The sequence below is a fragment of the Isoptericola sp. NPDC056618 genome (assembly GCF_042792715.1).
Lineage (GTDB): Bacteria > Actinomycetota > Actinomycetes > Actinomycetales > Cellulomonadaceae > Isoptericola > Isoptericola nanjingensis.
In genome coordinates this window covers 176,102-202,350 of sequence record NZ_JBHTVZ010000006.1, presented here as the reverse complement: position 1 = coordinate 202,350, position 26,249 = coordinate 176,102, and the positions used below count along the sequence as shown (strand labels likewise).

The following is a 26,249-nucleotide window of genomic DNA, read 5'->3' as shown; positions in this document are numbered from 1 at the left end:
CGTTCGGGGTGGTTGACGGTGGAGCGGGGCGGGACGGTGGGCGCCGTCAGCCCTTGACGGCGCCGGCGGTGAGGCCGCCGACCAGGTACTTCTGCAGCGCGATGAAGGCGATCGCGACCGGGAGCGAGACGACGAGCGACGCCGCCATGAGCTCCGGCCACGCCGTCGAGGCCTCGCCGATGAACGTGTTGACCAGGCCGGGCGGCAGGGTCTGCTTCTCCGGGCCGGCGAGGGTGAGCGCGAAGACGAAGTCGTTCCAGCCGCGGACGAAGGCGAACAGCCCGGCCGCGATGAGGCCCGGCGCCGCCAGCGGCAGCACGATCGAGTGGATGATCCGCAGGCGGGACGCGCCGTCGACCCGCGCCGCCTCGATGAGCTCGTCCGGGATGGTGTCGAAGAAGCCCTTGAGCATCCACACGCACAGCGGCAGCGTGAACGTGGTGAAGCTCAGCACCAGCGCGGTGTACGTGTTGAGCAGCCCGTACGCGCTGAACACGCTGTAGAGCGTCACCAGCAGCAGGGCCTGCGGGAACATCTGCGACGCCAGCACCAGGTACATCAGCGAGCGGCGGCCGCGGTAGCGGAACTTGGAGAACGAGTACCCCATGTACGCCGAGACCAGCACCGACAGCACCGCGGTGATCACCGAGACGATGACGCTGTTGCGCAGGTAGCCGAACAGCTGGTCGTTCGAGGCGAGCGCGGCGAACGCGTCCAGCGTGGGCGCCGACGGGAAGAACCTCGGCGGATAGCTGAACACCTGGTCGCGCGGTGTGAGGGACGTGGCGAGCAGCCAGTACACCGGCAGCAGGCCGAAGCCGCCGCACACGACCACGGTGGCCCAGGCGGCGAACCGCACGCCGCGGCGCTCGGAGCGCAGGGCGCCGCGGCGGAGGCGCTGGGGCGGCCGGGGCGCGTCGTCGGCCGGGGACGACGCCGAGGGCGGGGTGGGCGCGGCGGGGAGCTGCGTCGTCGCGCTCATCGCTCCTCTCCCTTCTCCGAGAAGCGGACGTACACGACGACGAGCGCCATGAGCAGCACCATCCACAGCAGGCCGAGCGCGCCGGCCTTGCCGAGGTCGTAGCCCTGGAAGGCCGTCTCGTACACGGCGGTGGCGAACGTCTGCGTGGCGCCCGCGGGGCCGCCGCCGGTGAGGACGTAGATGATGTCGAAGTGCTGGAAGTTCCAGATGAACTCCAGCAGCAGCACCAGCCCGACGATGCCCTTGAGGTGCGGCAGCGTGATGGCGAAGAAGCGGCGGACCGTGCCCGCCCCGTCCATCTCGGCCGCCTCGTGCAGCTCGACCGGCACGGTCTGCAGGCCGGCCAGGAGCATGACCATCATCCAGGGGAACGACTGCCAGGTCTTCGCCAGGATCACGGCGCCCATCGCGGTGCCCGGCTGGGCGAGCCAGGCCTGCGGGTCGTCGACGAGGCCGAGACCCTGGAGCAGCGCGTTCATCACGCCGTAGTTGGCGTTGAAGATCCACATCCACAGGAACGACACGACGACGCCGGGCACGAGCCAGGGGATGAGCATGAGGCCGCGCAGCACCTTGGCGCCGCGGATCCTCGTGTTCAGCGCGAGCGCGAGGGCGAAGCCGATCACGAACGGCAGGATCGTGGTGCCGAGCGTGAAGACGAGCGTCTGGCGCAGCAGGCGCAGGAAGTCGCCCTGCAGCACGTCCACGATGTTCTGCAGCCCGACGAACGTGCGTCCGGGCAGCACGAGGCTCTGCTCGAAGAACGCCGTGACCAGTGCCGCGACGAGCGGGTAGAGCACGACGCCGGCCAGCAGCGCGACGCCCGGCAGGAGCAGCAGGACGGCGAACTGTCCGTCGCTGAGCCGGCGTGGTGTCGTCTGTGAGTTTCTGTGTTCAAGAGTGTGAGTTTGTGAACTCGTCATGTCCACGTCCCTGTGGGTCAACCTCGGCAACGAGGGTGATGAGCTGGTGTCCGCGACACACTCTGGCCGATCCTGGCCGATCTGGTCAAACCCCTGCGGTCTCGGTGCGGTAACAACTTGTCGCGCTATGGCGCAACTCCACACACAACATCACATGACACTGAACACGCGAGAGGCCGCCGGGCCGACCTTCGTCGGACCCGGCGGCCTCGGGGCAGGCGGATGCGGCCGTCAGGCCGTGAAGGGCAGCTGCTCGGGGCGCACCTCGTGCCGCAGCGGCTCGCCGGCGGCCCACCGCTCGACCTCGTCGGCGGCGGCGTGGCCCAGCCGGGCCTCCTCGGTGCCCAGCGAGCCGGCGACGTGCGGCGTGAGGAAGACGTTGGACAGGCCGAGCAGCGGGTGCCCCGCCGGCAGGGGCTCGGGGTCGGTGACGTCGAGCACGGCGAACAGGTCCTCGCGGTCGGCCAGCAGGCGCGCGAGCGCGTCGTGGTCCACCAGCCCGCCGCGCGCGGTGTTGATCAGCGTGGCCGACGGCGCGAGCAGGCCGAGCTCGGCGGCGCCGAGCATGCCGCGCGTGCCGTCGGTGAGCGGGGCGTGCACGGAGACGACGTCGCTCGCGGCGAGCAGCTCGGGCAGGCCGACGAGCTCGACGCCCGCCCGGCGTGCGTCGCCGGCGTCGTAGTACGGGTCGTGCCCCAGCAGGCGCACGTCCAGCGGGCGCAGGGCCGCGGCGGTGAGGCGCGCGATGAGCCCGAAGCCGACCAGGCCGACCACGGCGCCGTCGAGGCCGCGGATGCCGTCGCGCCCCGGCATCGCGTGCTTCTGCGCGGCCGTCAGGCCCAGCCGCAGCACGTTCTTCACGGCCAGGTGCACCATCGACACGGTGAAGTCCGCGACGGCGCGCGCGTTGGCGTGCGCCGCCGACGTGACGCGCACTCCGCGCGCCCACGCCTCGGGCGTCACCAGGCCCCACACCGAGCCGGCCGCGTGCGCCACGAGCTCCAGGCGAGGTAGGCGGTCGAGCGTCGCGGCGTCCAGCACCGGGGCGCCCCAGCCGGTGACGAGCACGCGCGCCGCCGCGAGCGCCCCGTCGTCGGCGGTCGCGAGGTCGACGACCGGGCCGTGGGCGGCGAGCCGGTCGCGGACGGCGGCGGGCAGGACGGAGCCCGCCCACTCCTCGCCGACGGCGGTGAGGATCGTCGTGGGCGGGGCGGCGGGCGGCGTCGGCATGGCCTGACCTTAGCGGGGGAGCGCCGTCAGCCGACGGCCTCCACCCGCAGCACCAGCGACGTCTCGGGCGCCGACTCCGGCGTCTGGAGCCCGGCGACGGCGAGCGCGCGGCCGGTCAGGACGATGCCCTCCGGGCGCCTGAGCCACGGCGGGACCGACCAGCCGGCGTAGGCCTCGCTGCTCAGCGGCAGGGGCGTGACGCGGTACCGGCGCTCGGGGTCCAGGCCGCGCAGGGTCAGGCGGCCGGGCGGCGCGGTGGCGGGTCGGGTCAGGGTCGCGACCTGGAACAGGGCGCGGGAGCGGTCGGTCGCGACGACGCCCCACACCTGCCGGCCGTCGTCCGCGGGGAGGTCCTGGCGCACCAGCGTGCCCGTGTGCAGCAGGCCGCGCTCCGCCTTGTACAGCTCGATCCAACCGGCCAGGTCGGCGAGCTGCTCGGGCGTCGAGCGGGTGAGGTCCCACTCGATGCCGAAGTGGCCGAACAGGGCGGTCGCCGCGCGGAAGGCGAGGGAGTGCGCGCGGTGGGTCTGGTGGCTGACGTCCGCCGCGACGTGCGCGCCGAGGTACTCCAGCGGCAGCAGCTGCGCCGTCCACCGCTGCATCTGCTGGCGCTCCAGCGGGTCGGTGACGTCGGACACCCAGACGCGCTGGGTGTGCTCGGTGACGCCGAGGTCCACCCGGCCGCCGCCCGACGAGCACGACTCGATCTCCAGGCCCGGGTGCCGCCGCCGGAGCTCGGCCATGATCCCGTAGGCGGCGAGCGTCTGGGCGTGCACGACGGGCCGTCCGTCCTGGCCGGAGCCCGGGTCGACGAGGTCGCGGTTGTGGTCCCACTTCACGTAGTCCACGCCGTGGGCGCCGACGATCGCGCTCATCCGCTCCAGCACGAAGGCCGCGGCGTCGGGGTTCGACAGGTCGAGCACGTGCTGGTGCCGCGACGGCACCGGCACCCGGCCGCCGGCGGCCATCACCCAGTCGGGGTGGGCGCGCGCCAGGTCCGAGTCGAGGTTGACCATCTCGGGCTCGAACCACAGCCCGAACTGCATGCCGAGGCCGTGCACGTGGTCCGCGATCGGGTCCAGGCCGTCGGGCCAGACCTCCTCGTCGACGTACCAGTCGCCCAGGCCGCGGGTGTCGTCCCGACGGCCGCGGAACCAGCCGTCGTCGAGCACGTACCGCTCGACGCCCAGCTCCGCCGCGGCGTCGGCCAGCGCGGTGAGCCTCGCGAGGTCGTGGTCGAAGTAGACCGCCTCCCACACGTTGAGCGTCACGGGGCGCGGGCTGCGGGGGTGCGCCGTGCGGCGGCGGAGCATCCGGTGCAGGCGCGCGGCCTGCGCGTCCACGCCGTGGCCGTGCACGCCGTAGACCCACGGCGTCTCGTACTCCTCGCCCGCGGCGAGGGTCACCTCGCCGGGCAGCAGCAGCTCGCTGCCGCCCAGCACCTGGTCGCCCGTGGGCAGCCGCTCCGCCCAGTGCCGGTGGTTGCCCGACCAGCCCACGTGCAGGCCCCACACCTCGCCGTGGCCGAAGCCGAAGCCCGGGACGCCCGCGGTCAGCACGGTGGCGGCGTCGAAGCCCGTGCGGCCGCGGCGGCCCTCGCGCAGGTGCGTCCCCACCGTGAGGTCGTGCCGCTGCGGCGCCCGCTCCTTGCCCCACCGACCCGTGAGGTCGAGGACCTCCCGCGCCCGAGGCGGCACGGGCAGGACGACGGCGAGCTCGTGCAGCCGGTACGGGCCGCCGTCGTTGCGGAGGGCGGCCCGCATCCGCAGCACGCCGTCGACGGTGAGCTCGACGTCGAGGACGATCGTCAGCTCCGCGACCACGTCCGTCGCCTCGACGCGCAGCGCCCCGGCGCCGCCCTCCGTGAGGCCGGCGGCCAGGGTGCCGCCGCACAGCGTCGCCACGGTGGTCGTGAAGCGCGGCGACCAGGCGTCGCCGTCGCGCTCGCCCACGATGCCCGGGCGTCCGAGCCAGCCCGTGCGCGGCTCCGGCACGAGCGCGAGCCGGGTCGGCTCGTCGGGCCCGCTGCTCACGAGCGGGGCGGCCGCGGCCTCGACGACGGCGGCCGCGTCGTCGGCGGTCAGCGGGCCGAGGTCGTCGCCCCAGTGCACGACGGCGGGCAGCTCGCCGCCGCGGGCGTCGACCAGCACGCTGACGCCGTCCGCGCGCAGGTGGACGAGGGAGTCGACGGCGGATCCGTGGGCGGTGTCGGCGGTGTCGGCGGCGTCGGCGCGGCCGGTCGTGGAAGTCACGACCCGAGCCTGCCATCCGCCGGCCGCGAGATCGGTCATCCGGTGCACGATCGGTCATCCATCGGACCGATCGCGTGGCGGATGACCGATCTCAGGCGGCCGGCACCACCCGCAGCCGCCAGCCCACGAAGGCGGCGACCAGCGCGACCACGAGCCAGACGAGGCCGTGCACCAGGGCGTCGTGCGCCTTGGCCAGGATCTCCAGGGAGTACACCGGGTCGTCCGCATCCGCGAACATCGTCGAGACGTACCAGCGGTTGCCCCAGCGGAACCCGTCCGCGACGGCGAAGAACGCGGCGAGCACGGCGACCGCCTGGAAGAGCCCGCGGCCCCGGTGTCTGCGCACGTCGCACACCCTAGGGCGGCGGCTCGGGCCCGTCAGCCCTCGGGAACGGTCGCGACGGCCTCGACCTCGACGAGCGCGCCTGCGCGGGCGGGCGCGACGGCGAGGACCGTGACGGCGGTGCGGGAGCGCCAGACCCGGCCGGAGGCGGCGTAGGCGTCGTTCGGGTCGACGGACGGGTCGAGGTAGATCGTCAGCTTCGCGACGTGCTCCACGTCGGTGCCCGCCTCCTCGAGGACGGCGATCACGTTGCGCAGGGCCTGCTCCGTCTGCGGGCCGAGGCCGCCCTCGACGAGGGCGCCGTCGGGGCCGGTGCCGTTCTGCCCGCCGACGTAGAGCGTGCGGCCGGCGGGGAGGATCATGCCCCACGCGAACGCGGGGTTCTGGTGCAGTGAAGGCGGGTTGACCGGCGTCGGCGTCGACTGCGCGTTCATGGGGCGGGTCCCTTCGTCGAGGTGTACCCCGAGCATCCCGCGCACCACCGACATGGCCCGGTCGCAGCCCTGGTCCAGCTCGGGTCGCGGCTCCGGTTGCGCCGCCGCCCAGCGGCGGAAGACTCCCCGCCATGGAGAACGTGGACTACGACCAGCTCGCGGACGACTACGGATGGTTGTTCGGCACGGCCGCGATCATCGTCTACCTGGCGGTGGCCGTCATCTTCCTGATCGCGTACATCCGGATCATCCAGAAGGCCGGCTACTCGGGCTGGTGGGTCCTGGTCGGGATCGTGCCGGTCCTCAACGTGGTGATGTTCCTCGTGTTCGCCTTCTCGCGGTGGCCGGTGCTGCGCGAGCGGGACGCGCTCCGGGCGGGGCAGGGGTACCCGCGCTGACCTGCGCGGGCGCCGTCGGCCACCCGGCCCGCTTGGAGGAATCCTCCAAAACGACCGGGGGGACATTGGCACCGCCGCCGGGGGGTCTGCCCCCTGGACGGCAACCTACGCTGGCGTAGGCTACGAAGGCGTAGGTTCCGGTGGGCACCGATCGGTGCGCCGGGACCTCCTCCGTGCCGGAGCAGCCCAGCCCCCGTTCAGGGGCCGTCAGCGAAGGAGACCGCGTGCCGCAGCCAACCACCGGCGAGCCCGACAAGATGCCTGTCGACGTGCCCGCCGACGTCGCGCCCGCTGACGTCGACCCCCTGGTCCAGCTCGTCTCGCCCACCGGCGAGCGTGTCGTCGAACCCGACAACGCGACCTACCGCTCGCGTGTCGACCACCTCACCTCCGAGGACCTGCGCGCCCTGTACCGCGACATGGTGCTGACGCGACGGTTCGACGACGAGGCCACGGCCCTGCAGCGGCAGGGCGAGCTCGCGCTGTACGCGCAGGGCCGTGGCCAGGAGGCCGCCCAGGTCGGGTCGGCGTACGCCCTGTCGCCGCAGGACTACGTGTTCCCCTCCTACCGCGAGCACGGCGTGCTCCAGGCGCGCGGCGTCGACCCGGTCGACCGCCTCCGCCTGTACCGCGGCGAGGACCACGGCGGCTGGGACCCGAACGAGCACAACGTGCACCTGTACACGCTCGTCATCGGCTCCCACGTGCTGCACGCGACCGGCTACGCGATGGGCGTGCAGCGCGACGGCGCGGTCGGCACCGGCGACGCGGCGCGCGACGCCGCCGTCGTCACGTACTTCGGTGACGGCGCCACGAGCCAGGGCGACGTCAGCGAGGCGCTCGTCTTCGCGGCCGTGAACAACGCGCCCGTCGTGTTCTTCCTGCAGAACAACCAGTGGGCCATCTCGGAGCCGACGTCGCGCCAGTCGCGCGCCCCGCTATACCAGCGTGGCGAGGGGTTCGGCATCCCCAGCGTCCGGGTGGACGGCAACGACGTCCTCGCCTGCTACGCCGTGACCGCGGAGGCACTGGAGCGCGCCCGCTCCGGCGGCGGCCCCACCTTCGTCGAGGCCTACACGTACCGCATGGGCGCCCACACCACCTCCGACGACCCGAGCCGCTACCGGGCCCGCGCCGAGGAGGACCACTGGGCCCGTCGCGACCCGATCGACCGCCTCGCCGCGCTGCTGCGCGCCGAGGACGCCTGGGGCGACGGCTGGGCGGCCGGCGTCGAGCGCGAGGCCGACGCCCTCGGCGAGCGGCTGCGCACGGAGGTGCGCGAGCTGGGCGCCCCCCCTGCGACGGCGATGTTCGAGCACGTGTACGCCACCGAGCACGCGCAGGTCACGGCCGAGCGGGCGTGGTTCGAGCAGTACGAGAACGAGACGAACGAGACGACGGGGGCGGCCCGATGACCTCAGCAACCCCGCAGACCCTGACCTTCGCCCGGGCGATCACCGAGGGCCTCCGTTCGGCGCTCGAGTCGGACGGCAAGGTGCTCGTCATGGGCGAGGACGTCGGCCGCAACGGCGGCGTCTTCCGCGTCACCGACGGGCTGCAGAAGGACTTCGGCGAGGACCGCGTGGTCGACACCCCGCTCGCGGAGTCCGGCATCGTCGGCACGGCGATCGGCATGGCGCTGCGCGGCTACCGGCCGGTGTGCGAGATCCAGTTCGACGGCTTCGTCTTCCCGGCCTACGACCAGATCACGACGCAGCTCGCCAAGATGCACTACCGGTCGCGCGGCCGCCTGCAGGTGCCCGTCGTCATCCGCATCCCCTACGGCGGCGGCATCGGCGCGGTGGAGCACCACTCGGAGAGCCCGGAGGCGCTGTTCGCGCACACGCCCGGCCTGCGCGTCGTCTCGCCGTCCACCCCGCAGGACGCGTACGACATGATCCGCGCGGCCGTGGCGTCGCCGGACCCGGTGCTGTTCTTCGAGCCGAAGGGCCGCTACTGGTCCAAGGGCGAGGTCACGACCAGCCCCTACCCGACGGTGGCCGCCGCCGGCGGCGCCGACGTGCTCAACCGGGCGCGTGTCGCCCGCCAGGGCACCGACGTCACGCTCGTCGCCTACGGGCCGACGGTCGCGACGGCGCTCAAGGCGGCCGACACGCTGGCCGCCGAGGGCACCAGCGCCGAGGTGGTCGACCTGCGCGCCATCTCGCCGCTCGACGTGACCGCCGTCGCGGAGTCGGTGAAGCGGACCGGGCGCTGCGTCGTCGTGCACGAGGCGCCGACGTTCCTCGGCTCCGGCGCCGAGGTCGCGGCCCGCGTCAGCGAGGAGTGCTTCTACTCCCTCGAGGCCCCCGTCCTGCGGGTGGGCGGCTTCCACGCGCCGTACCCCGTCGCGAAGCTGGAGCACGAGTACCTGCCGAGCGTCGACCGCGTCGTGGACGCCGTCGACCGCGTGCTGGCCCACTGAGAGCGGACCTGAGGAGAACGATGACGACCCAGCGCTTCCCGCTGCCGGACGTGGGCGAGGGCCTCACCGAGGCCGAGATCGTCGAGTGGAAGGTCGCCGTCGGCGACACCGTCGCCGTCAACCAGGTGTTCGTGGAGATCGAGAGCGCCAAGTCGCTCGTCGAGCTGCCGTCGCCGTGGGCGGGCACCGTCACGGCGCTGCTCGCCGAGGAGGGCACGACCGTCGACGTCGGCACGGCGATCATCGAGATCAGCACCGATGCCGACACCCCGACCCGCACGGCCGCCCCTGCCGGCTCCGGCGACGCGTCCGGCGAGGGCTCCGGCTCCGTGCTGGTCGGCTACGGCACCGGCGACGCCGGCACCTCGGGGCGGCGCCGGCGTCGTGCCGCGACGCCGGCCGCCGCGGCCGAGGCTCCGGCCCCTGCACCGGCAGCTGTTCCCGCGCCTGCTCCGGCTCCCGCGCCTGCTGCGGCTCCCGCGCCTGCTGCGGAACCCGCTCCGGCACCGGCGCCCTCGGGCCCGGCGATCGAGAAGCCGATGGCGAGCGTGCCGGCGGCTCCCGGTGCGCAGAGCACCCGCGTGCTCGCGAAGCCGCCGGTGCGCAAGCTGGCGAAGGACCTCGGCGTCGACCTCGCGTCGGTGCACCCCACGGGCCCGGGCGGGATCGTGACGCGGGAGGACGTCGTCGCGCACCACGAGGGTGCCGCCCCGAAGTCCCTCGCCACCTACCCCGACGACGACCGGCCGTGGCTCGCCTCGGGCACGGTCAGCCAGGACGGCCGCCAGACGCGCGTGCCGGTGAAGTCGGTGCGCAAGCGCACGGCCGAGGCGATGGTGGCCAGCGCGTTCACGGCCCCGCACGTCACGGTCTTCCAGACGATCGACGTGACGAAGACGATGAAGCTCGTCGCGCGCCTGAAGGAGGACCGCGACTTCGCGGACGTGCGCGTCACGCCGCTGCTCGTCGCCGCCAAGGCGATGCTGCTGGCGGTCAACCGGCACCCGCAGATCAACGCGAGCTGGGACGAGGGCGCGCAGGAGATCGTCTACAAGCACTACGTGAACCTGGGGATCGCGGCGGCGACGCCGCGCGGGCTCGTCGTGCCGAACATCAAGGACGCGCACACCCTCGACCTGCTCGGCCTGGCGAAGGCGATCGCGACCCTCACGTCCACGGCACGCGCGGGACGCACCCAGCCCGCGGACATGGCGGACGGCTCGATCACGATCACCAACGTCGGCATCTTCGGCACCGACACGGGCACCCCGATCCTCAACCCCGGCGAGGCGGGCATCCTCGCGTTCGGCGCCATCCGCAAGCAGCCGTGGGTGCACAAGGGGAAGATCAAGGCGCGGTGGGTCACGCAGCTCGCGCTGTCCGTCGACCACCGCCTGGTCGACGGCGAGCTCGCCGCCCGCTACCTGGCCGACGTCGCGAAGGTGCTGGAGGACCCGGCGCGGGGGCTCGTCTGGGGCTGAGCACCGCGAGGTAGGACGTAGAAGGCCGGGGTAGGACGAGACTCCGCGAGGTAGTACTACCTCGCGGAGTCTCGTCCTCCCTCGCGGTCAGAGCGGCATGCCGACGTACTGCGTCTCCTGGTACTCGGCGATGCCCTCGAAGCCGCCCTCGCGGCCGGTGCCGGACTGCTTCATCCCGCCGAACGGCGCGGCAGCGTTGGAGATCACCCCGGCGTTCAGGCCCAGCAGCCCGAACTCGAGGCGCTCGGCGAACGCGAGCCCGCGGCGCACGTCGCCGGTGAACACGTACGACGCCAGCCCGTACTCGGTGGAGTTGGCGAGCTCCGCGGCCTCGTCCTCGGTGCGGAACGTCGCGACCGGGGCCACGGGGCCGAAGATCTCCTCCGTCATGCAGCGGGCGTCGGCGGGAACGTCGCGCAGCAGGGTGGGCTGGAAGAAGTGGCCCGGCCCGTCGACGCGGGAGCCGCCGACGACGACCTGCGCGCCGCGCGACACGGCGTCGTCCACCAGGGACGCGACGGAGTCCACGGCCTTGGCCTCGACGAGCGGGCCCAGCGTGGTCGCGTCGTCCAGGCCGTTCCCGACGACGACGGCGCGGAAGCGCTCGGCGAGGCGGGAGACGAACTCGTCGGCCACGGACTCGTGCACGTAGAAGCGGTTGGCGGCGGTGCAGGCCTCGCCGCCGTTGCGCAGCTTGGCGGCCATGGCGCCGTCGACGGCGGCGTCCAGGTCGGCGTCCTCGAAGACGACGAGCGGGGCGTTGCCGCCGAGCTCCATCGAGGTGCGCAGCACGGTGTCGGCCGCGGCGCGCAGCAGGTTCTGCCCGACCGGCGTGGAGCCGGTGAACGACACCTTCCGCAGCCTCGGGTCGGCCATCAGCGGCTCGCTGACCGACGACGCGGACGCGGACGGCACCACGTTGAGCACGCCGTCCGGCAGGCCGGCCTCGACCATGAGCTGCGCGAACAGCAGCGACGTCAGCGGCGTCAGGCGGGCCGGCTTGAGCACCATGGTGCAGCCGGCGGCGACGGCGGGCGCCACCTTGCGGGTGGCCATCGCGAGCGGGAAGTTCCACGGCGTGATGAGCAGGCACGGGCCCACGGGGCGGCGCTGCACCAGCATCCGCAGCGTGTTCTCCGGGGTGTGCGCGTACCGGCTGTCGTCGTGCGTGGCCTGCTCGGCGAACCAGCGCAGGAACTCGCCGCCGTACGTCACCTCGCCGCGCGCCTCCGCGAGCGGCTTGCCCATCTCGAGCGTCATGAGCAGCGCCAGGTCCTCGCGGCGCTCCTGCACGAGGGCGAACCCGCGCCGCAGGATCTCGGACCGCTCGCGGGCGGGGGTCGCTCCCCACGAGGCCTGCGCCCCCGCGGCGGCGTCCAGCGCGGCGCGGGCGTCGTCGCTCGTCGCGGACGCGACGCGCGTCAGCGTCTCCCCGGTGGCCGGGTTCTCGACGGCGAACGACCCGCCGTCGGAGGCGTCGCGCCACGCCCCGCCGATCAGGAGTCCCGTCGGGACCTCCACGCTGGTCGAGCCTGCCGAGACCGTCGTCGTCGCGCTGGTCGTCGTCGTCATCGTGTTCCACCGTCCTTCGGCTGTGCGGTCGTGGTGCGTGAGGCGACGCGCGCGGCGAGCTGCTCGGAGCCGCGCGCGATCAGGGTGACGTCGGCGCCGACGACGACGTAGGCCGCCCCGGCGTCGAGGTAGCGGTCGGCCATGGCCGGGTCGAACGCGTTGACGCCGACGGGCGTGCCCGCCGCGCGGCACGCGGCGATCGCGCGGAGGCCGGCGTCGACGACCTCGGGATGGTCCTGCTGCCCGAGGTGGCCGAGCGACGCGGCGAGGTCCGCAGGGCCGATCAGGACGGCGCCGACGCCGTCCGTGCCGGCGATGGCCGCGGCGTCGTCGATCGCGGCGCGGGTCTCGAGCTGGACGACGAGCGTGATGCCGTCGTCCGCCCCGCCGAGGTAGCCGGGCACGCGGGCCCACCGCGACGAGCGGGCCAGCGCGCTGCCGACGCCGCGGACCCCGGCCGGCGGGTACCGGACGGCGCGCACCGCGGCCTCCGCCTCGGCGGCGGAGTCGACCATGGGCACCAGGACGTTCGTGGCGCCGAGGTCGAGCACCCGCTTGAGGCCCACCGGGTCGCCGGACGGCACGCGCACGAGCGTCGCGACCGGGTACGCGGCGGTGGCCTGGAGCTGCGCGAGCACGGTCGTGAGGTCGTTCGGTCCGTGCTCGCCGTCGACCAGCACGACGTCCAGCCCGCTGCCGGCGAGGAGCTCCGCCGCCACGGGGCTGCCCATCGACGACCAGGCGCCGACGAGGGGACGCCCCTCGTCCCCGGCCTCGGCGAGCATCGCGGCGAGCGAGCGGTCGGTGGTCAGACGAAGCGGCATGTCACGGCCCCCAGGCTCCCAGCGCCGGCGTGATAGTCGGCGTGCACGGTGTCGCCGGGGTGCACCCACGTGGGGCGGGTGAACGACCCGGCCAGGACGGTCTCGCCGGCGGCGAGCGAGTCGCCGTGCGCCGCCAGCTTGTTCGCGAGCCAGGCGACGCCGGCGGCCGGGTGCCCCAGCACCCCCGCGGCGACGCCCGTCTCCTCGATGGTCTCGTTGCGGTACAGCAGGGCGGACACCCAGCGCAGGTCGACGTCGTCGACCCGCACGGGCCGCCCGCCCACCACCATGGCACCCATCGCGGCGTTGTCGCTGATCGTGTCGACGATGGTGCGGCCCGGCATCTCGACGCGGGCGTCGAGGATCTCCAGCGCGGGCACGACGCGGTCGGTGGCGCGCAGCACGTCGGTCACCGTGATCCCGGGGCCCTCGAGCGGCGACGCGAGCACGAACGCGAGCTCCACCTCGACGCGCACGTTCGAGTACCGGGCGTGCTCCACGACGCTGCCGGACTCCAGCACCATGTCGTCGAAGATGACGCCGTAGTCCGGCTCGGTGATACCGGTGGCGGCCTGCATGGCCTTCGACGTCAGGCCGATCTTGTGCCCGACGACGCGGCGGCCGCGCGCCTCGCCGCGCTCGCGCCAGGTGCGCTGCACGGCGTACGCGTCGGCCACCGTCATGCCCTTGTGCCGCGCAGTGAGCAGCGGCACGGGGGTGCGGGTGCGGTCCGCCTCCGCCAGCTCGTCGGCGACGGCGACGACGGCGTCGTCGTCCAGGGTGCGCTCGCCGTCGGCCCCCGTCACAGCGTGGCCCCCAGCTTGAAGCCCTGCTCCGTGTCCCCCTTGCGGGTGTACGAGAAGCCGTCGGCGCCGACGGTCACCTCCATCTCGGAGTCGTCGGTGCGGGCGACGACGGGCTGCGGGGTGCCGTCGAGGTCCAGCACGAGGGACGCCTCGGTGTACCAGCTCGGCACGACGGGGTTGCCCCACCAGTCGCGGCGCTGGTTGTCGTGCACGTCCCACGTGACGACCGGGTTGTCCGGGTCGCCCGTGTAGTAGTCCTGCGTGTAGATCTCGACGCGGTGCCCGTCCGGATCCCGCAGGTACAGGTAGAAGGCGTTCGAGACACCGTGCCGGCCCGGGCCGCGCTCGATGGCGTCGGAGCGACGCAGCGCGCCGAGCTTGTCGCAGATGGCGAGGATGTTGTGCTTCTCGTGCGTCGCGAACGCCACGTGGTGCATGCGGGGGCCGTCGCCGCCGGTCATGGCGGTGTCGTGCACGGTCGGCTTGCGGCGCATCCACGCGGCGTAGACGGTGCCCTCGTCGTCCTGGATGTCCTCGGTGACGCGGAAGCCCAGGTCCTGCATGAACTTCACGGCCCGAGGCACGTCCGGGGTCACCTGGTTGAAGTGGTCCAGGCGTACCAGCTCGCCGGGGGTGTGCAGGTCGTAGCGCCACGACAGCCGCTCGACGTGCTCGGTCTGGAAGAAGAACTCGTACGGGAAGCCGAGCGGGTCGACGACGCGCACCGACTCCCCGATGCCCTTCGTGAAGCCGCCCGGCTCGCGGCGCACCTCGCAACCCAGCTCGGTGTAGAAGGCGACGGCCTTGTCGAGGTCCTCCGGGGTTCGCACGCGGTAGGAGAACGCGGCGACGGCGGCGACCTCGCCCTGGCGCAGCACCAGGTTGTGGTGGATGAACTCCTCCGTGGAGCGCAGGTAGATGCTCCGCTCGTCCTCCTCCGTGACGTACAGGCCCAGCACGTCGACGTAGAACTCGCGCGACGCGGCGAGGTCGGTGACGACGAGCTCCATGTACGCGCAGCGCAGGATGTCGGGCGCGGGGCTCGTCGGCGTCGGGGTCGGGTTGTCGCAGGTGATCGGCGCCTCCTGGCTCACGTAGAAGCCCGAGGAGGTGAGGGTGCGGTCGTTCAGGTGGGTCATGTCAGGCGTCCTTGCCGTTCAGTTCTTGCCGAAGGTCGGGTTGTGGACCTTGCCGAGCGTGATGTGCACGGCCTGCTGGTCGGTGTAGAAGTCGATGGAGCGGTAGCCGCCCTCGTGGCCCAGGCCGGACGCCTTGACGCCGCCGAACGGGGTGCGCAGGTCGCGCACGTTGTTCGAGTTCAGCCACACCATCCCGGCCTCGACGGCCTGGGAGAAGTTGTGGGCCCGCTTGAGGTCGTTGGTCCAGATGTAGGCCGCGAGCCCGTACTTCACGCCGTTGGCCAGCTCGAGCGCCTCGGCCTCGGTGTCGAAGGGCGTGATCGCGACGACGGGGCCGAAGATCTCCTCCTGGAAGATCCGGGCGTCGGGCTTCACGTCCGCGAAGACCGTGGGGGCCACGAAGTTCCCCGTCTCGAAGCCCTCGGGGCGGCCGCCGCCGGCCACGAGCCGGCCCTCGGTCCTGCCCAGCTCGACGTAGCTCATGACCTTGTCGAAGTGCTCCGGGTGCACCAGCGCCCCGACCTCGGTGTCCTTCTCGTGCGGGTACCCCACGCGCACGCGCTTCGCCTGGGCGGCGTACCGCTCCACGAACTCGTCGTAGACGGCACGCTCCACGAGGATGCGGGAGCCGGCCGTGCAGCGCTCTCCGTTGAGGGAGAAGACGCCGAAGATCGTCGCGTCGATCGCGGCGTCGAGGTCGGCGTCGGCGAAGACGACGGCGGGGGACTTGCCACCGAGCTCCATCGACAGGCCCTTGAGGTACGGGGCGGCGTTGCCGAAGATCAGCTGGCCCGTGCTGCTCTCGCCGGTGAAGGAGATGAGCGGCACGTCGGGGTGCTTGACCAGCGCGTCGCCGGCCTCCTCGCCGAGCCCGTTGACCAGGTTGAACACGCCCTGGGGGAGCCCGGCCTCCTCGAAGATCCCCGCCCACAGGGACGCCGACAGCGGCGTGAACTCGGCCGGCTTGAGCACCACGGTGTTGCCGGTGGCGAGCGCGGGGGCGAGCTTCCACGACTCGAGCATGAACGGCGTGTTCCACGGCGTGATGAGCCCGGCCACGCCGATCGGCTTGCGGTTGACGTAGTTGATCTGGCGGCCGGGCACCTTGTAGGTGTCGTCGGCCTGCGCCACGATCAGGTCCGCGAAGAAGCGGAAGTTCTCGGCCGCGCGGCGGGCCTGGCCCAGCGCCTGCGTGATCGGCAGGCCGGAGTCGAAGGACTCCAGCTCGGCGAGGCGGGCGTCGCGCGACTCCACGAGGTCGGCGATCTTGTGCAGCACCCGCGAGCGCTCGCGCGGCAGCATCCGCGGCCACGGGCCCTCGGTGAACGCGCGGCGGGCGGCCGCGACGGCGGCGTCGACGTCGGCCTTCTTGCCCGCGGCGGCCTGGAGGTAGGTCTGGTTCGACACCGGGTCCAGGACGTCGAAGGTGGCGCCGTCGGCCGAGTCGACGAAGCGGCCGTCGATGTAGTGCCGGATCGCGGTGGGCAGGTCGGCGGGGCGGTGCGTCTGGGGCGTGTTCTGCACGGTCATCACTTCTCCGAAGGGGCGGGTCGGTGGGACGCCTGCCGCGCGAGCACGGCGTCGAGGGTGTTGGTGCGGTGGTGGCGGGCGGCGAGCTCGACGTCGAGCGCGGTCGTGCGACCCTCGTGGAGCCCGCCGATCAGGTCGAGGATCCCGTCGTGCTCGGCGACCGACTCGCGCGCGCGGCCGGGCACGAACGAGAACGACGAGTCGCGCAGCACGGTCATGCGCCGCCAGCCGCGATGCACGAGGTCGAGGACGTGCGGGTTGGGGCAGGGCTCGAACAGCACCGCGTGGAACTCGAGGTTGAGCTCGGTGAACCGGTGCGGGTCGAAGTCGGCGAGGCAGCGGCGCATCCGTTCGTTGACCGCGCGCGCGGCGTCGAGCTGCGCGGCGGACAGGTGCGGTGCGGACAGCGCGGTGGCGAAGCCCTCGACCAGCGCGAGCGTCTCCATCGTGTGCTGGTACTCGGTCTCCTTGAGGAGGGCGACCTGCGCGCCGACGTTGCGCTCGAACGTCACCAGGCCCTCCGCCTCGAGGCGGCGGATCGCCTCGCGCACCGGGACGACGGACATGTCGAGCTCGCCCGCGAGCTGCGCCAGCACCAGCCGGTAGCCGGGCACGAAGCGTCCGTCCTCGATCCGCTCGCGCAGGTAGGCGTAGGCGCGCTGGGACTTGCTCACGGGGACCGTGGTCGGGGTGCTCATCCGGCGCCCCCGGCCGTCTCGCGCTCGTAGCGGGCGCGCCACTCGGCGTTCATCGGGAACAGCCCGTCGACGGGCGCGCCTGCGGCGACCTGCTGCGCGACCCACGCGTCGGCGGCCTCCTGGGCCTCGGCCTCGGCGAGCACCTCCTCCACGAGCGCCGGCGGGATGACGAGGACGCCGTCGCCGTCGCCCACGACGACGTCGCCCGGCTGCACCGCGGCGCCACCGCACGCGACGGTCACGTCGGTCTCCCACGGCACGTGCTTGCGGCCGAGGACGGACGGGTGCGGGCCCTGGGAGAAGACGGGGATGCCGATCTCGGCGACCGCGTCGGCGTCGCGCACCCCGCCGTCGGTGACGATCGCGGCGGCGCCGCGCACGTGGGCGCGCAGCGCGAGCACGTCGCCGACGGTGCCGGTGCCGCGCTCGCCGCGCGCCTCGACGACGATCACCTCGCCCGGCCCGACGGCGTCGAACGCGCGCTTCTGCGCGTTGAAGCCGCCACCGTGCGAGGCGAACAGGTCGGGGCGGAAGGGGACGAGCCGCAGCGTGCGGGCGGTGCCGACGAAGCGGTCGCCGGGGTGGTTGCCGTGCACGCCCTCGACGAAGACGTCGGTGTAGCCGCGCTTGCGCAGCGCGGCCGACAGCGTGGCGACGGCGACGCCGGCGAACCGCTCGCGCATGTCGTCGGTGAGCACGAAGGTCGGCTCGGCTGCCGGGGGCGGTGTGCCCCAGGCCTCCGCGCGCTGCGTGTCGTCGACGGCGGGCTTCGACCCGAAGTCCCCGAACGCGTGCGTGCCGGCGGTGACGGTGGTGACGAGCCGGCCGCTGGTGGGGGCGCCCGACGCCTCGGGGGCGTCCACCTCGACCTCGACGACCTGCCCGGGCCCGACGACCGACGACCCCGCCGGCGTGCCGGTGAGGATGACGTCGCCGGGCTCCAGCGTGAGGTGCTGGGAGAGGTCCGCGACGAGGCGGCCGAGGTCGAAGAGCAGCGTGCCGGTGGAGTCGTCCTGGACGAGCTCGCCGTCCACCCAGGTGCGCACGCGCAGGCCGGCGGGGTCGACGTCGGACGCGGGGATCCAGCGCGGGCCGAGCGGCGTGTAGCCGTCGCCGCCCTTGTTGCGCAGGTTGGAGCCCTTGTCGGCGGCGCGCAGGTCGTAGAGGCCGAAGTCGTTGGCCGCCGTGACGGCGTCGACGTGCGACCAGCCGTCGGCGGGGGAGACCCAGCGCGCGGCGGTGCCGATGCGGATCGCGACCTCGCCCTCGAAGGCGAGGAGCTCCGTGCCGAGCGGCCGTTCGATCGTGCCCCCCGTCGCGGCGAGCGACGAGCCGGGCTTGAGGAAGTAGGACGGCTGGCTCGGTGTCCGGCCCCGCTGGGCTGCGCGGGACCGGTAGTTCAGGTGGACGGCGATGATCTTGCCGGGTCTGGGCTGGTCGTCGGTGACCACGGGCACCCCACTGTCGGTCGAGGCTGTCATGTCGTATCTCGGATGATATACGATCTCGCGAACTGCACCACCCCCGCGGACTGACAGAGAGGTCTTCCGGACATGACCACCGGCACCGCCGCCGCCCCCAGCGACACCGCACGTCGCGAGCTCCGACGCGTCGCCTTCGCGACCGTCATCGGCACCACCATCGAGTGGTACGACTTCTTCCTCTACGCCAGCGCCGCCGGCCTCGTGTTCGGCACGCTGTTCTTCGAGCCCGCCGGTCCCGGCGCGGCCACCCTGCTGTCGTTCGCGACCGTGGGGATCAGCTTCCTGTTCCGACCTCTCGGTGCGTTCCTCGCCGGCCACTTCGGCGACAAGATCGGGCGCAAGGCGATGCTCGTCGTCACGCTCATGCTCATGGGCGGCGCGACGACGCTCATCGGCGTCCTGCCCACGTACGAGTCCATCGGCATCGCGGCGCCCGCGCTGCTCGTGCTCCTGCGCATCGTGCAGGGGCTGTCGACCGGCGGCGAGTGGGGCGGCGCGGTCCTCATGGCCGTCGAGCACGCCCCCGACGGCCGGCGTGGCCGCATGGGCGCGTTCCCGCAGATCGGCGTGCCCATCGGCCTGCTGCTGGCCTCCGGCATGCTCGCCCTCATGACCGGCGTGATCTCCCCGGGGGACGCGTTCGTCGAGTGGGGCTGGCGCATCCCGTTCCTGCTGAGCGTGGTGCTCATCGTCGTCGGGATCGTCGTGCGGCGGTCCGTGGAGGAGAGCCCCGTCTTCCTCGAGATCGCCGAGAAGAAGGCCGCCGCCAAGACGCCGATCCTCACCCTGTTCCGCAAGCACTGGCTGCTCGTGCTGCTCGCCGCGCTGACGTTCGCCGGCAACAACGCCGCGGGCTACATGACCACCGGCGGCTACCTGCAGAACTACGCGACGACGCCGCTCGCCGAGGGCGGCCTGGTCGGCATGGACCGCACGCCGGTGCTCCTCGCGGTCGCGGGCGCGTCCGTCGTGTGGCTCGCGTGCACCTTCGCCGCCGGCGCGGCCTCCGACCGGATCGGGCGCCGGAACACGTACATCATCGGCTGGCTGGCGTTCCTCGCCACCGTGTTCCTGCTGTTCCCGCTGGTCAACACCGGCAACCCCTGGCTGCTGTTCCTCGGCGTGTCGCTGTTCGCCGTCGGCAACGGGTTCACCTACGGCCAGCAGGCGGCGTACTTCGCGGAGCTCTTCCCCGCGTCGATCCGCTACTCCGGCGTGTCCATCACGTACGCGATCGGCGCCATCCTGGGCGGCGCCTTCGCGCCGACCATCGCGGCCTGGCTCGTGCAGACGACGGGCACCGCGACGTCCGTCGCCTTCTACGTCGCCGGCGTCATGGTGGTGGCGTTCGCCGCCACGCTGCTGCTGCGCGACCGTACCGGCATCCCCCTCGGCCCGGAGCACGAGGACGAGCAGGCCGCCAGCCCGGTCTACGGAGTCTCGAGGGCCTGACGACGGCGCCGTCGGGCCGGCCCGGTCACCGCAGCTTCTTGCGCACGCTGAGGTACTTGCTCTCGGTGGCCGGGCCCCAGGTCCCGGTGGCGGACACGGACAGCACCCGCTGCAGCGCGGCGACGGCCTTGTCGTGCGCGGCACGGGACTTCGGGCCCCACTTGCCGTCCGCGGTGACGCCCACCGCGCGCTGCGCCGTCTTCACGCCGTAGGGGAACTTCGTGCCGTGCATGCGGGAGGCGGCGCGGATCGCCTGCAGCCGCTGGTCGGTGTTCGTCCCCCACAGGTTGTCGCGCTGGGCCAGGGGGAAGTGGGCCACCTGCTGGAGCCGCTGGGTCGTGCGCGACCCGGTCGGCGCGAGCACGGTGCCGCGGCCGTAGTTGGACGTCGTGCCCACGTCCACGTGCACGTGGTTGCGGTGGTTGGCCGCCGACCCCACCGTCCCGTCCCGCGCGTAGATCACGCCCAGGCCCATCGAGTCCGCGACCTTGATCGCGGTGCGCGCCCGGGAGCGCTCCGAGGAGGGCGCCCCGGCGGGACCGTAGTTGAGGTCCGCCGCCAGGCCGTCGTAGTGCCAGGAGTTCTTCGAGTGCGCCCCGCGGGTCACGCCGCCGTACAGCGGGTGCTCGGAGACCCGGAACCCGTAGGCCCGAGCCCAGCTCAGGAAGTGCCGGAGCGTCGTGGACGAGCTCTTCTGGCGGCCGATGCCCAGGGCCAGCGGTCCCTCGGCGGGCCGGGCGGCCGCTTCGGAGCGCTCGGGCGCCTGCGGAGCGGCGACCACTGGCGCCGCGCCGATCGGGGCGAGCAGGACGGCGCAGACTCCGGCGGCCGTGAGGATCCGGCGGGGCCGGGCGGCCCGGGCGGGGACGGGGGGACGAGCACTCATGGACACCTCGCTCCTCGGTGGGACGGCGGGCTCCGCGGTGCATGGTCGCCCTGAGCCACCATGCATGGCCGTCGTCGGTTCTGCCAGGCGACAGCGTCCGGCCCTCAGCCGCCGAGGGCCTCCCGCACGGCGCTCGCCGACGCGGTGAGGCGCGCCGCGATCTGCTCGTGGTCGATCGGGCTGGCGACGTGCACCACCGCGACGGCCGCCGGCCCGCGTCCGCGCAGCGCCAGCGGCACCGCGACCGACTCGAGGCTGGGGATGACCTCGTCGTGGCTGGTGGCGAAGCCGCGCTCGGCGGCCTGGGCGACGGTGGCACGCAGCGCATCGGGCGCGTCGGCCGGCCACTGCGCGTGGGGCAGCAGCGTGAGGATCGCCTTGCCGGGCGCGCCCACCGTGACCGGGTGCCGGGTGCCCGGCCGCTGCGCCACGGGCGCGACGGCGTGCCGCGGCTCGACGCTGACGAGGGTCACGCACTCGTCGTGGTCGAGGACGGCGAGGAAGCAGGTCATCCCCAGCTCGTTCGCGACGGCGGTGAGCTCGGGGAGCGCCTCGGCCTGCAGGTCGTGGGCCACGCCCGCGGCGAGCGCCGCCATGCGGGCGCCGAGCGCGACGCCGCCGTTCGCGTCGCGCACCACGAGCCCGTGGTGCTCCAGCGTGCGCAGCAGCCGGTAGGCGATGGAGCGGTGCACCCCGAGCAGCCCGGCGACGTCGTCGATGGTCAGGGGCGCGCGGGCGTCGGCGAGCACCTCCAGGATGCGGATGCCGCGGCTGAGGGTCTGCGACGGGGGCGGGCCGGCGTCGGGCATCGTCGTCCTTCCGGTGGGTTACGCTGCATTCAATAGTAGAACGTCGTGTTCGAATATAGAACACGGCCGCGGCGAACGCCACGCCCGACACGGAGGTCGGGTCGCGCATCGACGACGATGAGGAGAGCTCGTGCAGTTCCACCACCACGGTTACGTCTCCGGCGACCCGCGGGTGCTGCCGCCCGCAGGCACCGGCGTGGACCGGCCCGACGAGCTGCCCGACGAGGTCGACGTCCTGGTCGTCGGCTCGGGGCCGGCGGGCATGCTGCTCGCCGCGCAGATGTCGCGGTACCCCGGCGTCACGACCCGCCTCATCGAGAAGCGCGAGGGCCGGCTGGTGCTCGGCCAGGCCGACGGCATCCAGCCGCGCAGCGTCGAGACCTTCGACGCCTTCGGCTTCGCGGAGCGGATCATCGCCGAGGCCTACAACATCGGCTGGATGAACTTCTGGGGCCCCGACCCCGAGAACCCGAAGCACATCGTGCGCACCACGCGCACCGAGGACTACGGCCTCAAGATCAGCGAGTACCCGCACCTCATCGTCAACCAGGCCCGCGTGCTCGACTACTTCGCCGAGGCCGCCGCGCTGGGCCCCGCCCGCATCGTGCCCGACTACGGCGTGGAGTTCCTCGGCCTGACCGTGCACGAGGGCGACGAGTACCCCGTCGAGGTGCAGGTCCGGCACGTGGGCGGCGAGCGCGCGGGGGAGGAGCGGACCGTCCGGGCCAAGTACGTCGCCGGCTGCGACGGCGCCCGCAGCGCGGTGCGCGAGGCGATCGGGCGCAAGCACGTCGGCGAGTTCGCGGCGCACGCCTGGGGCGTCATGGACGTGCTCGTCAACACCGACTTCCCCGACTGGCGCACCAAGTGCGCGATCAACTCCGAGGCAGGGAACATCCTGCTCATCCCCCGCGAGGGCGGGTACCTCTGCCGCGTGTACGTGGACCTCGGCGAGGTCGCCGCGGACGACCACCACCGGGTGCGCAGCACGCCGATCGAGGAGATCGTCGGGCGGGCCAACGAGATCCTCACGCCCTACGCCCTCGACGTGAAGGAGGTGGCCTGGCACAGCGTGTACGAGGTCGGCCACCGCGTCACGGACAAGTTCGACGACGTGCCCGACGGCGAGGAGCACCGCACCCCGCGCGTCTTCCTCACCGGCGACGCCTGCCACACCCACAGCGCCAAGGCCGGCCAAGGGATGAACGTGTCCATGCAGGACGGGTTCAACCTGGGCTGGAAGCTCGGGTCCGTGCTCACGGGCCTCAGCCCCGAGTCGCTCCTGGCCACCTACTCCGCCGAGCGGCAGCCCGTGGCACAGCAGCTCATCGACTTCGACCGCGAGTGGTCCAGCCTCATGGCCCGCAAGCCCGAGGAGATCTCCGACCCGCAGGAGCTCGCCCACTACTACCTCGCGACGTCCGAGTTCCCGTCCGGGTTCATGACCCGGTACGAGCCGTCGGCGATCGTGGGAGGCTCCGCCCGGCAGGAGCTGGCCGCGGGGTTCCCGCTCGGCAAGCGGTTCAAGTCCGCCGAGGTGACGCGCGTCTGCGACGGCAACGCCGTGCACCTCGGGCACCACGCCAAGGCCGACGGCCGGTGGAGGGTCTACGCGTTCGCCGACGCCGCCGCGCCGGGCGAGGGCTCCGCCTTGGACGCCTGGGCGGCCTGGCTCGCCTCGTCCGGGTCGCCCCTGGCCCGGTTCACCCCCGAGGGGTCCGACGTCGACGCCGTCCTCGACGTGAAGGTCGTCTACCAGCAGGCCTTCCAGGACGTCGACCTCGCGGCCGTGCCCGACGTGTTCCGCCCCCGGACCGGCCCGCTGGGGCTCACCGACTGGGAGAAGGTGTACGCCGCCGGGCCCACCGTGTGGACCGCGGGCGACATCTTCGCGGAGCGCGAGCTGTCCCGCGACGGCGTGGTCGTCGTCGTGCGCCCCGACCAGTACGTGGCGCACGTGCTGCCGCTCGACGCCACCGACGAGCTCGCCGAGTTCTTCGCCGGGGTGTTCCTCGGCCGCTGAGCTATCGTCCCGAGGACACCGGCCGCGATCGAGGGGAGCAGGCCCGTGCTCGTCCGCCACCGGGGGGTCTCCCCGTCCGTCCACCCGACCGCGTGGGTCGCCCCGACCGCCGTGCTCGTCGGGGACGTGACCGTCGCGGCCGGAGCCCGTGTGCTGCACGGCGCCGTCCTGAGCGCCGAGGACGGCGCCGTCGTCGTGGGCGAGGACAGCGTGGTCATGGAGCACGCTCTCGTCCGCGGGCGGGCCGGCCATGACTCGCGGATCGGTGCCGCCGTCCTGGTGGGTCCGCACGCCCACGTCAACGGCAGCACGGTCGAGGACGAGGTGTTCGTCGCGACCGGCGCCGCGCTGTTCCCCGGCAGCCGGATCGGTACCGGAGCCGAGGTGCGCATCCACGGGGTGGTGCAGGTCAACACCGTGCTCCCGCCCGGCGCGCTCGTCCCGATCGGCTGGGTCGCCGTGGGCGACCCCGCGCAGATCCTGCCGCCCGACCGGCACGACGACGTCTGGCAGGTGCAGCGGGAGCTCGACTTCCCCGGGACGGTCTACGGCGTGGGGCGCGACGTGCCGATGCGGGAGCTGATGCGCCGCCAGTCGGAGTTCTACGCCGCGCACCGTGACGACGAGGTGCTGCCGGGGTGACGCGTGGGCGATCATCGTCCGCATGACCCTCACGCTCCGCCCGCCACGGCTCGACGACGAGGCCGCGCTGCGGCGCATGCACGACCAGCTCGCGCTGGACGGGTTCACGTTCCTCCAGCACGGCGGGACGTGGGAGCAGGTGATCGCGGCCGTGCGTCGCGAGTCGCTCGGGGAGGACCCCTCGCCCCGGGGCGGGTGCGGTGCGACTTCCTCGTCGCCGACGTGGACGGCGTCCCCGTGGGCCGGGTGTCCGTGCGGCACGAGCTCAACGCCTACCTGCGCGACATCGGCGGGCACGTCGGGTACGCGGTCGCGCCCGAGCACCGCCGTCGGGGGTACGCGACGGCGATGCTCCGGCAGTCCGTCGAGCTCCTCGCCGAGGGCGGCGTCGAGCGGGTCCTCGTCACCTGCGACGTCGACAACACCGGCTCCGCCGCCGTCATCGAGGCGTGCGGCGGCGTGCTGGAGGACGTGCGAACGCGCGGCGACCAGACGAAGCGGCGCTACTGGATCGCCGCGACCGCATGACCGACCTGCTGCGCGTGCGTGAGTGGGGCGAGGGCGCCCGCACCGCGGTGCTGCTGCACGGCTTCATGGGGTCCGCAGACTCCTGGTGGCGGGTCGGCCCCGCGCTCGCGGAGACCGGTTGGCGGGTCCTCGCGCCCGACCTGCCCGGGCACGGCCGGTCCCCGCGCGACCCGCGGCTCACCGTGCCGCGGGCGGCGCGTGCCGTCGTCGCGACGCTCCGCGCGAGGTCCGTCGTCGCCCCCGGGCTCGCCGTCGGCCACTCCTTTGGCGGGGTGGTGCTGGCCGCTGCGCGCGAGGAGCTCCGGCCCGCGCGGACCGTGCTGGTGGACGCCGTGCCCCGGTTTCACGGGGGCGGCGCCCGGGCGGGGCTGCTCGCCGGCTACGTCCGCGACCGGCGCGCCCGTACCGCGGACGAGCTGCGTCGCACCCGGCCGCACTACAGCGACGAGGACGTGCGCGTCGAGGCCGCGGCGGCCGATGCGTTCGACCCGGAGACCGGTGCGGCCGTCGCCTCCTCCGCCGACGGTGCGTGGCCGCTCCCGGAAGGTGCCGTCGTGATCCGGGCGTCGCCGAGCGCGTTCGTTACCGACGAGGACGCGGCGGCCCTGGCGAAGTACGGGGTCGTGGTGCGCGACGTGCCGGGGGCGGCGCATTCCGTCTGGTACAGCCACTACGACGCGTTCATGGCGGCGCTCCGCGCGTCGTTGCCGGGCTGACCGGTCAGGCGGCGGGCGAGCGACGGGGCGACGCCGCGCCGATACTGGTGGACGACCAGGAGTGCCCAGCGGCCGAGGAGGGCCCGACGATGGCCGACCTGATGATCGACTACATCACCTCGCTCGACGGGTTCGGATCCGCCGACGGGTGGCCCGGCCTGTGGGGTATGGGCGGGCCGGACTACTTCGCGTTCCTCGAGGAGGACGGCCGGCAGGAGTACACGACCCTGCTGGGCGCCACGACGTACCGGCTGTTCGCGGGCTTCGCCGAGACGGGCGAGGAGGAGATGGCCGAGGTCACCGCGCGCCCCAAGGTCGTGTTCTCGCGGACCCTCACCGAGCCGCTGGGTTGGGCGAACACCACGCTCGTCGCGGGCGACGCCGTCGAGGCCGTGCGCGCGATGAAGCAGGACGACGTCGCGCTCCGGACCATCGGCAGCCCCAGCCTGTGCCGCTCCCTGCTGCGGGCGGGACTCGTCGACCGCGTGCGGGTCGTCGTGTTCCCGGTCGTCAACGGCGCCACCGGCCACGACCGGCTGTACGACGGCTGGCCCGACGTCCGGCTGGACCTCCTCCAGCACCGGACCCTCGACGGTCGGCTGCCGCTGCTGGAGTACGCACCGACCGTGCTGGACGGCCCGCCCGGCGCGGACTGAGCCGCCGCCAGGCCGT

25 protein-coding genes are annotated in these 26,249 nt (G+C 73.4%); 10 read left to right on the top strand and 15 right to left on the bottom strand.

The window, feature by feature from the left end; all coding sequences use genetic code 11:
- Nucleotides 1-46 precede the first annotated feature (46 nt).
- The 6 genes from ACFQ8T_RS10725 to ACFQ8T_RS10700 form a co-directional block, all read right to left on the bottom strand.
- Nucleotides 47-982 carry a carbohydrate ABC transporter permease gene (locus tag ACFQ8T_RS10725; protein ID WP_430546521.1) on the bottom strand — a complete coding sequence of 312 codons (936 nt, stop codon included), beginning with the start codon at nucleotides 980-982 and terminating at the stop codon, nucleotides 47-49.
- Nucleotides 979-1,905: a carbohydrate ABC transporter permease gene (locus ACFQ8T_RS10720; RefSeq protein ID WP_430546520.1), complete on the bottom strand. Its 927-nt coding sequence runs from the start codon at nucleotides 1,903-1,905 to the stop codon at nucleotides 979-981. Before ACFQ8T_RS10720 ends, ACFQ8T_RS10725 begins: the two co-directional genes overlap by 4 nt.
- A 231-nt stretch (nucleotides 1,906-2,136) precedes the next feature.
- Nucleotides 2,137-3,135 carry a hydroxyacid dehydrogenase gene (locus ACFQ8T_RS10715; protein WP_430546519.1) on the bottom strand — a complete coding sequence of 333 codons (999 nt, stop codon included), beginning with the start codon at nucleotides 3,133-3,135 and terminating at the stop codon, nucleotides 2,137-2,139.
- A 26-nt stretch (nucleotides 3,136-3,161) separates the two neighbouring features.
- Nucleotides 3,162-5,387, bottom strand: coding sequence for an alpha-galactosidase (locus tag ACFQ8T_RS10710; RefSeq protein ID WP_430546518.1), 2,226 nt, complete (start codon nucleotides 5,385-5,387; stop codon nucleotides 3,162-3,164).
- 91 nt (nucleotides 5,388-5,478) lie between these two features.
- Entirely contained in the window at nucleotides 5,479-5,733 is a 255-nt protein-coding gene (locus ACFQ8T_RS10705; protein WP_430546517.1) for a hypothetical protein, read from the bottom strand.
- Nucleotides 5,734-5,765: 32 nt separating this feature from the next.
- On the bottom strand, nucleotides 5,766-6,164 hold the full coding sequence (locus ACFQ8T_RS10700) for a RidA family protein (protein WP_430546516.1): 399 nt from the start codon (nucleotides 6,162-6,164) through the stop codon (nucleotides 5,766-5,768).
- A gap of 131 nt (nucleotides 6,165-6,295) precedes the next feature.
- Between ACFQ8T_RS10700 and ACFQ8T_RS10695 the strand changes: the two genes are divergently transcribed.
- The 4 genes from ACFQ8T_RS10695 (at nucleotide 6,296) to ACFQ8T_RS10680 (ending at nucleotide 10,468) form a co-directional block, all read left to right on the top strand.
- Nucleotides 6,296-6,562 (top strand): hypothetical protein, encoded by a 267-nt coding sequence (locus ACFQ8T_RS10695; protein ID WP_430546515.1) that lies wholly within the window; start codon nucleotides 6,296-6,298, stop codon nucleotides 6,560-6,562.
- A gap of 257 nt (nucleotides 6,563-6,819) precedes the next feature.
- Nucleotides 6,820-7,977 carry a pyruvate dehydrogenase (acetyl-transferring) E1 component subunit alpha gene (gene pdhA / locus ACFQ8T_RS10690; RefSeq protein ID WP_430546532.1) on the top strand — a complete coding sequence of 386 codons (1,158 nt, stop codon included), beginning with the start codon at nucleotides 6,820-6,822 and terminating at the stop codon, nucleotides 7,975-7,977.
- Entirely contained in the window at nucleotides 7,974-8,987 is a 1,014-nt protein-coding gene (locus tag ACFQ8T_RS10685; protein WP_429765596.1) for an alpha-ketoacid dehydrogenase subunit beta, read from the top strand. The genes pdhA and ACFQ8T_RS10685 overlap by 4 nt, the downstream gene beginning before the upstream one ends.
- Nucleotides 8,988-9,007: 20 nt before the next feature.
- Nucleotides 9,008-10,468, top strand: a complete 1,461-nt coding sequence (locus tag ACFQ8T_RS10680) for a dihydrolipoamide acetyltransferase family protein (protein WP_430546514.1) — start codon at nucleotides 9,008-9,010, stop codon at nucleotides 10,466-10,468.
- 87 nt (nucleotides 10,469-10,555) lie between these two features.
- Here ACFQ8T_RS10680 and ACFQ8T_RS10675 read toward each other — a convergent pair whose 3' ends face one another.
- Genes ACFQ8T_RS10675 through ACFQ8T_RS10645 form a run of 7 tightly spaced genes read right to left on the bottom strand, consistent with a single transcriptional unit; the run spans nucleotide 10,556 to nucleotide 18,518 of the window.
- Nucleotides 10,556-12,040 (bottom strand): NAD-dependent succinate-semialdehyde dehydrogenase, encoded by a 1,485-nt coding sequence (locus ACFQ8T_RS10675; protein ID WP_430546513.1) that lies wholly within the window; start codon nucleotides 12,038-12,040, stop codon nucleotides 10,556-10,558.
- A complete protein-coding gene (locus ACFQ8T_RS10670; RefSeq protein WP_430546512.1) occupies nucleotides 12,037-12,864 on the bottom strand; it encodes an HpcH/HpaI aldolase/citrate lyase family protein in 828 nt (275 codons plus the stop codon). The genes ACFQ8T_RS10675 and ACFQ8T_RS10670 overlap by 4 nt, the downstream gene beginning before the upstream one ends.
- Nucleotides 12,849-13,670: a fumarylacetoacetate hydrolase family protein gene (locus tag ACFQ8T_RS10665; protein WP_430546511.1), complete on the bottom strand. Its 822-nt coding sequence runs from the start codon at nucleotides 13,668-13,670 to the stop codon at nucleotides 12,849-12,851. Before ACFQ8T_RS10665 ends, ACFQ8T_RS10670 begins: the two co-directional genes overlap by 16 nt.
- Nucleotides 13,667-14,809 (bottom strand): 3,4-dihydroxyphenylacetate 2,3-dioxygenase, encoded by a 1,143-nt coding sequence (gene hpaD, locus ACFQ8T_RS10660; RefSeq protein WP_430546510.1) that lies wholly within the window; start codon nucleotides 14,807-14,809, stop codon nucleotides 13,667-13,669. The genes ACFQ8T_RS10665 and hpaD overlap by 4 nt, the downstream gene beginning before the upstream one ends.
- Nucleotides 14,810-14,827: 18 nt before the next feature.
- Complete coding sequence (gene hpaE, locus ACFQ8T_RS10655; RefSeq protein WP_430546509.1) at nucleotides 14,828-16,339, bottom strand: 5-carboxymethyl-2-hydroxymuconate semialdehyde dehydrogenase; 1,512 nt, start codon at nucleotides 16,337-16,339, stop codon at nucleotides 14,828-14,830.
- Nucleotides 16,339-17,037 (bottom strand): GntR family transcriptional regulator, encoded by a 699-nt coding sequence (locus ACFQ8T_RS10650; RefSeq protein ID WP_430546508.1) that lies wholly within the window; start codon nucleotides 17,035-17,037, stop codon nucleotides 16,339-16,341. The genes hpaE and ACFQ8T_RS10650 overlap by 1 nt, the downstream gene beginning before the upstream one ends.
- Complete coding sequence (locus ACFQ8T_RS10645) at nucleotides 17,034-18,518, bottom strand: fumarylacetoacetate hydrolase family protein (protein ID WP_430546507.1); 1,485 nt, start codon at nucleotides 18,516-18,518, stop codon at nucleotides 17,034-17,036. The genes ACFQ8T_RS10650 and ACFQ8T_RS10645 overlap by 4 nt, the downstream gene beginning before the upstream one ends.
- Before the next feature lie 72 nt (nucleotides 18,519-18,590).
- On the opposite strand from ACFQ8T_RS10645, the gene ACFQ8T_RS10640 reads away from it, so the two are divergent.
- Complete coding sequence (locus tag ACFQ8T_RS10640) at nucleotides 18,591-19,973, top strand: MFS transporter (protein ID WP_430546506.1); 1,383 nt, start codon at nucleotides 18,591-18,593, stop codon at nucleotides 19,971-19,973.
- Nucleotides 19,974-19,998: 25 nt separating this feature from the next.
- On the opposite strand, the gene ACFQ8T_RS10635 is transcribed toward ACFQ8T_RS10640, so the two are convergent.
- Complete coding sequence (locus ACFQ8T_RS10635) at nucleotides 19,999-20,859, bottom strand: hypothetical protein (protein ID WP_430546505.1); 861 nt, start codon at nucleotides 20,857-20,859, stop codon at nucleotides 19,999-20,001.
- A gap of 104 nt (nucleotides 20,860-20,963) precedes the next feature.
- Nucleotides 20,964-21,668 carry an IclR family transcriptional regulator gene (locus ACFQ8T_RS10630; RefSeq protein ID WP_430546504.1) on the bottom strand — a complete coding sequence of 235 codons (705 nt, stop codon included), beginning with the start codon at nucleotides 21,666-21,668 and terminating at the stop codon, nucleotides 20,964-20,966.
- Between the two features lie 130 nt (nucleotides 21,669-21,798).
- On the opposite strand from ACFQ8T_RS10630, the gene ACFQ8T_RS10625 reads away from it, so the two are divergent.
- The 5 genes from ACFQ8T_RS10625 to ACFQ8T_RS10605 all read left to right on the top strand — a co-directional run bounded on the left by ACFQ8T_RS10625 (nucleotide 21,799) and on the right by ACFQ8T_RS10605 (nucleotide 26,233).
- The gene (locus ACFQ8T_RS10625; protein ID WP_430546503.1) at nucleotides 21,799-23,691 is read left to right on the top strand and encodes an FAD-dependent monooxygenase; all 1,893 of its coding nucleotides are present in this window, start codon (nucleotides 21,799-21,801) and stop codon (nucleotides 23,689-23,691) included.
- 45 nt (nucleotides 23,692-23,736) lie between these two features.
- Entirely contained in the window at nucleotides 23,737-24,333 is a 597-nt protein-coding gene (locus ACFQ8T_RS10620) for a gamma carbonic anhydrase family protein (RefSeq protein WP_430546502.1), read from the top strand.
- A gap of 222 nt (nucleotides 24,334-24,555) precedes the next feature.
- Nucleotides 24,556-24,861 (top strand): GNAT family N-acetyltransferase, encoded by a 306-nt coding sequence (locus tag ACFQ8T_RS10615; protein ID WP_430546501.1) that lies wholly within the window; start codon nucleotides 24,556-24,558, stop codon nucleotides 24,859-24,861.
- Nucleotides 24,858-25,577, top strand: coding sequence for an alpha/beta fold hydrolase (locus tag ACFQ8T_RS10610; protein ID WP_430546500.1), 720 nt, complete (start codon nucleotides 24,858-24,860; stop codon nucleotides 25,575-25,577). The genes ACFQ8T_RS10615 and ACFQ8T_RS10610 overlap by 4 nt, the downstream gene beginning before the upstream one ends.
- Before the next feature lie 89 nt (nucleotides 25,578-25,666).
- A complete protein-coding gene (locus ACFQ8T_RS10605) occupies nucleotides 25,667-26,233 on the top strand; it encodes a dihydrofolate reductase family protein (protein WP_430546499.1) in 567 nt (188 codons plus the stop codon).
- Nucleotides 26,234-26,249 lie beyond the last annotated feature (16 nt).

Excerpts from the sequence above, each read along its gene's own strand:
- ACFQ8T_RS10725 (WP_430546521.1), bottom strand. The coding sequence starts at position 982 with ATGAGCGCGACGACGCAGCTCCCCGCCGCGCCCACCCCGCCCTCGGCG.
- ACFQ8T_RS10720 (WP_430546520.1), bottom strand. The coding sequence starts at position 1,905 with ATGACGAGTTCACAAACTCACACTCTTGAACACAGAAACTCACAGACG.
- ACFQ8T_RS10715 (WP_430546519.1), bottom strand. The coding sequence starts at position 3,135 with ATGCCGACGCCGCCCGCCGCCCCGCCCACGACGATCCTCACCGCCGTC.
- ACFQ8T_RS10700 (WP_430546516.1), bottom strand. The coding sequence starts at position 6,164 with ATGAACGCGCAGTCGACGCCGACGCCGGTCAACCCGCCTTCACTGCAC.
- ACFQ8T_RS10695 (WP_430546515.1), top strand. The coding sequence starts at position 6,296 with ATGGAGAACGTGGACTACGACCAGCTCGCGGACGACTACGGATGGTTG.
- pdhA (WP_430546532.1), top strand. The coding sequence starts at position 6,820 with ATGCCTGTCGACGTGCCCGCCGACGTCGCGCCCGCTGACGTCGACCCC.
- ACFQ8T_RS10685 (WP_429765596.1), top strand. The coding sequence starts at position 7,974 with ATGACCTCAGCAACCCCGCAGACCCTGACCTTCGCCCGGGCGATCACC.
- ACFQ8T_RS10680 (WP_430546514.1), top strand. The coding sequence starts at position 9,008 with ATGACGACCCAGCGCTTCCCGCTGCCGGACGTGGGCGAGGGCCTCACC.
- ACFQ8T_RS10675 (WP_430546513.1), bottom strand. The coding sequence starts at position 12,040 with ATGACGACGACGACCAGCGCGACGACGACGGTCTCGGCAGGCTCGACC.
- ACFQ8T_RS10670 (WP_430546512.1), bottom strand. The coding sequence starts at position 12,864 with ATGCCGCTTCGTCTGACCACCGACCGCTCGCTCGCCGCGATGCTCGCC.
- hpaD (WP_430546510.1), bottom strand. The coding sequence starts at position 14,809 with ATGACCCACCTGAACGACCGCACCCTCACCTCCTCGGGCTTCTACGTG.
- hpaE (WP_430546509.1), bottom strand. The coding sequence starts at position 16,339 with ATGACCGTGCAGAACACGCCCCAGACGCACCGCCCCGCCGACCTGCCC.
- ACFQ8T_RS10650 (WP_430546508.1), bottom strand. The coding sequence starts at position 17,037 with ATGAGCACCCCGACCACGGTCCCCGTGAGCAAGTCCCAGCGCGCCTAC.
- ACFQ8T_RS10645 (WP_430546507.1), bottom strand. The coding sequence starts at position 18,518 with ATGACAGCCTCGACCGACAGTGGGGTGCCCGTGGTCACCGACGACCAG.
- ACFQ8T_RS10640 (WP_430546506.1), top strand. The coding sequence starts at position 18,591 with ATGACCACCGGCACCGCCGCCGCCCCCAGCGACACCGCACGTCGCGAG.
- ACFQ8T_RS10635 (WP_430546505.1), bottom strand. The coding sequence starts at position 20,859 with ATGAGTGCTCGTCCCCCCGTCCCCGCCCGGGCCGCCCGGCCCCGCCGG.
- ACFQ8T_RS10630 (WP_430546504.1), bottom strand. The coding sequence starts at position 21,668 with ATGCCCGACGCCGGCCCGCCCCCGTCGCAGACCCTCAGCCGCGGCATC.
- ACFQ8T_RS10610 (WP_430546500.1), top strand. The coding sequence starts at position 24,858 with ATGACCGACCTGCTGCGCGTGCGTGAGTGGGGCGAGGGCGCCCGCACC.
- ACFQ8T_RS10605 (WP_430546499.1), top strand. The coding sequence starts at position 25,667 with ATGGCCGACCTGATGATCGACTACATCACCTCGCTCGACGGGTTCGGA.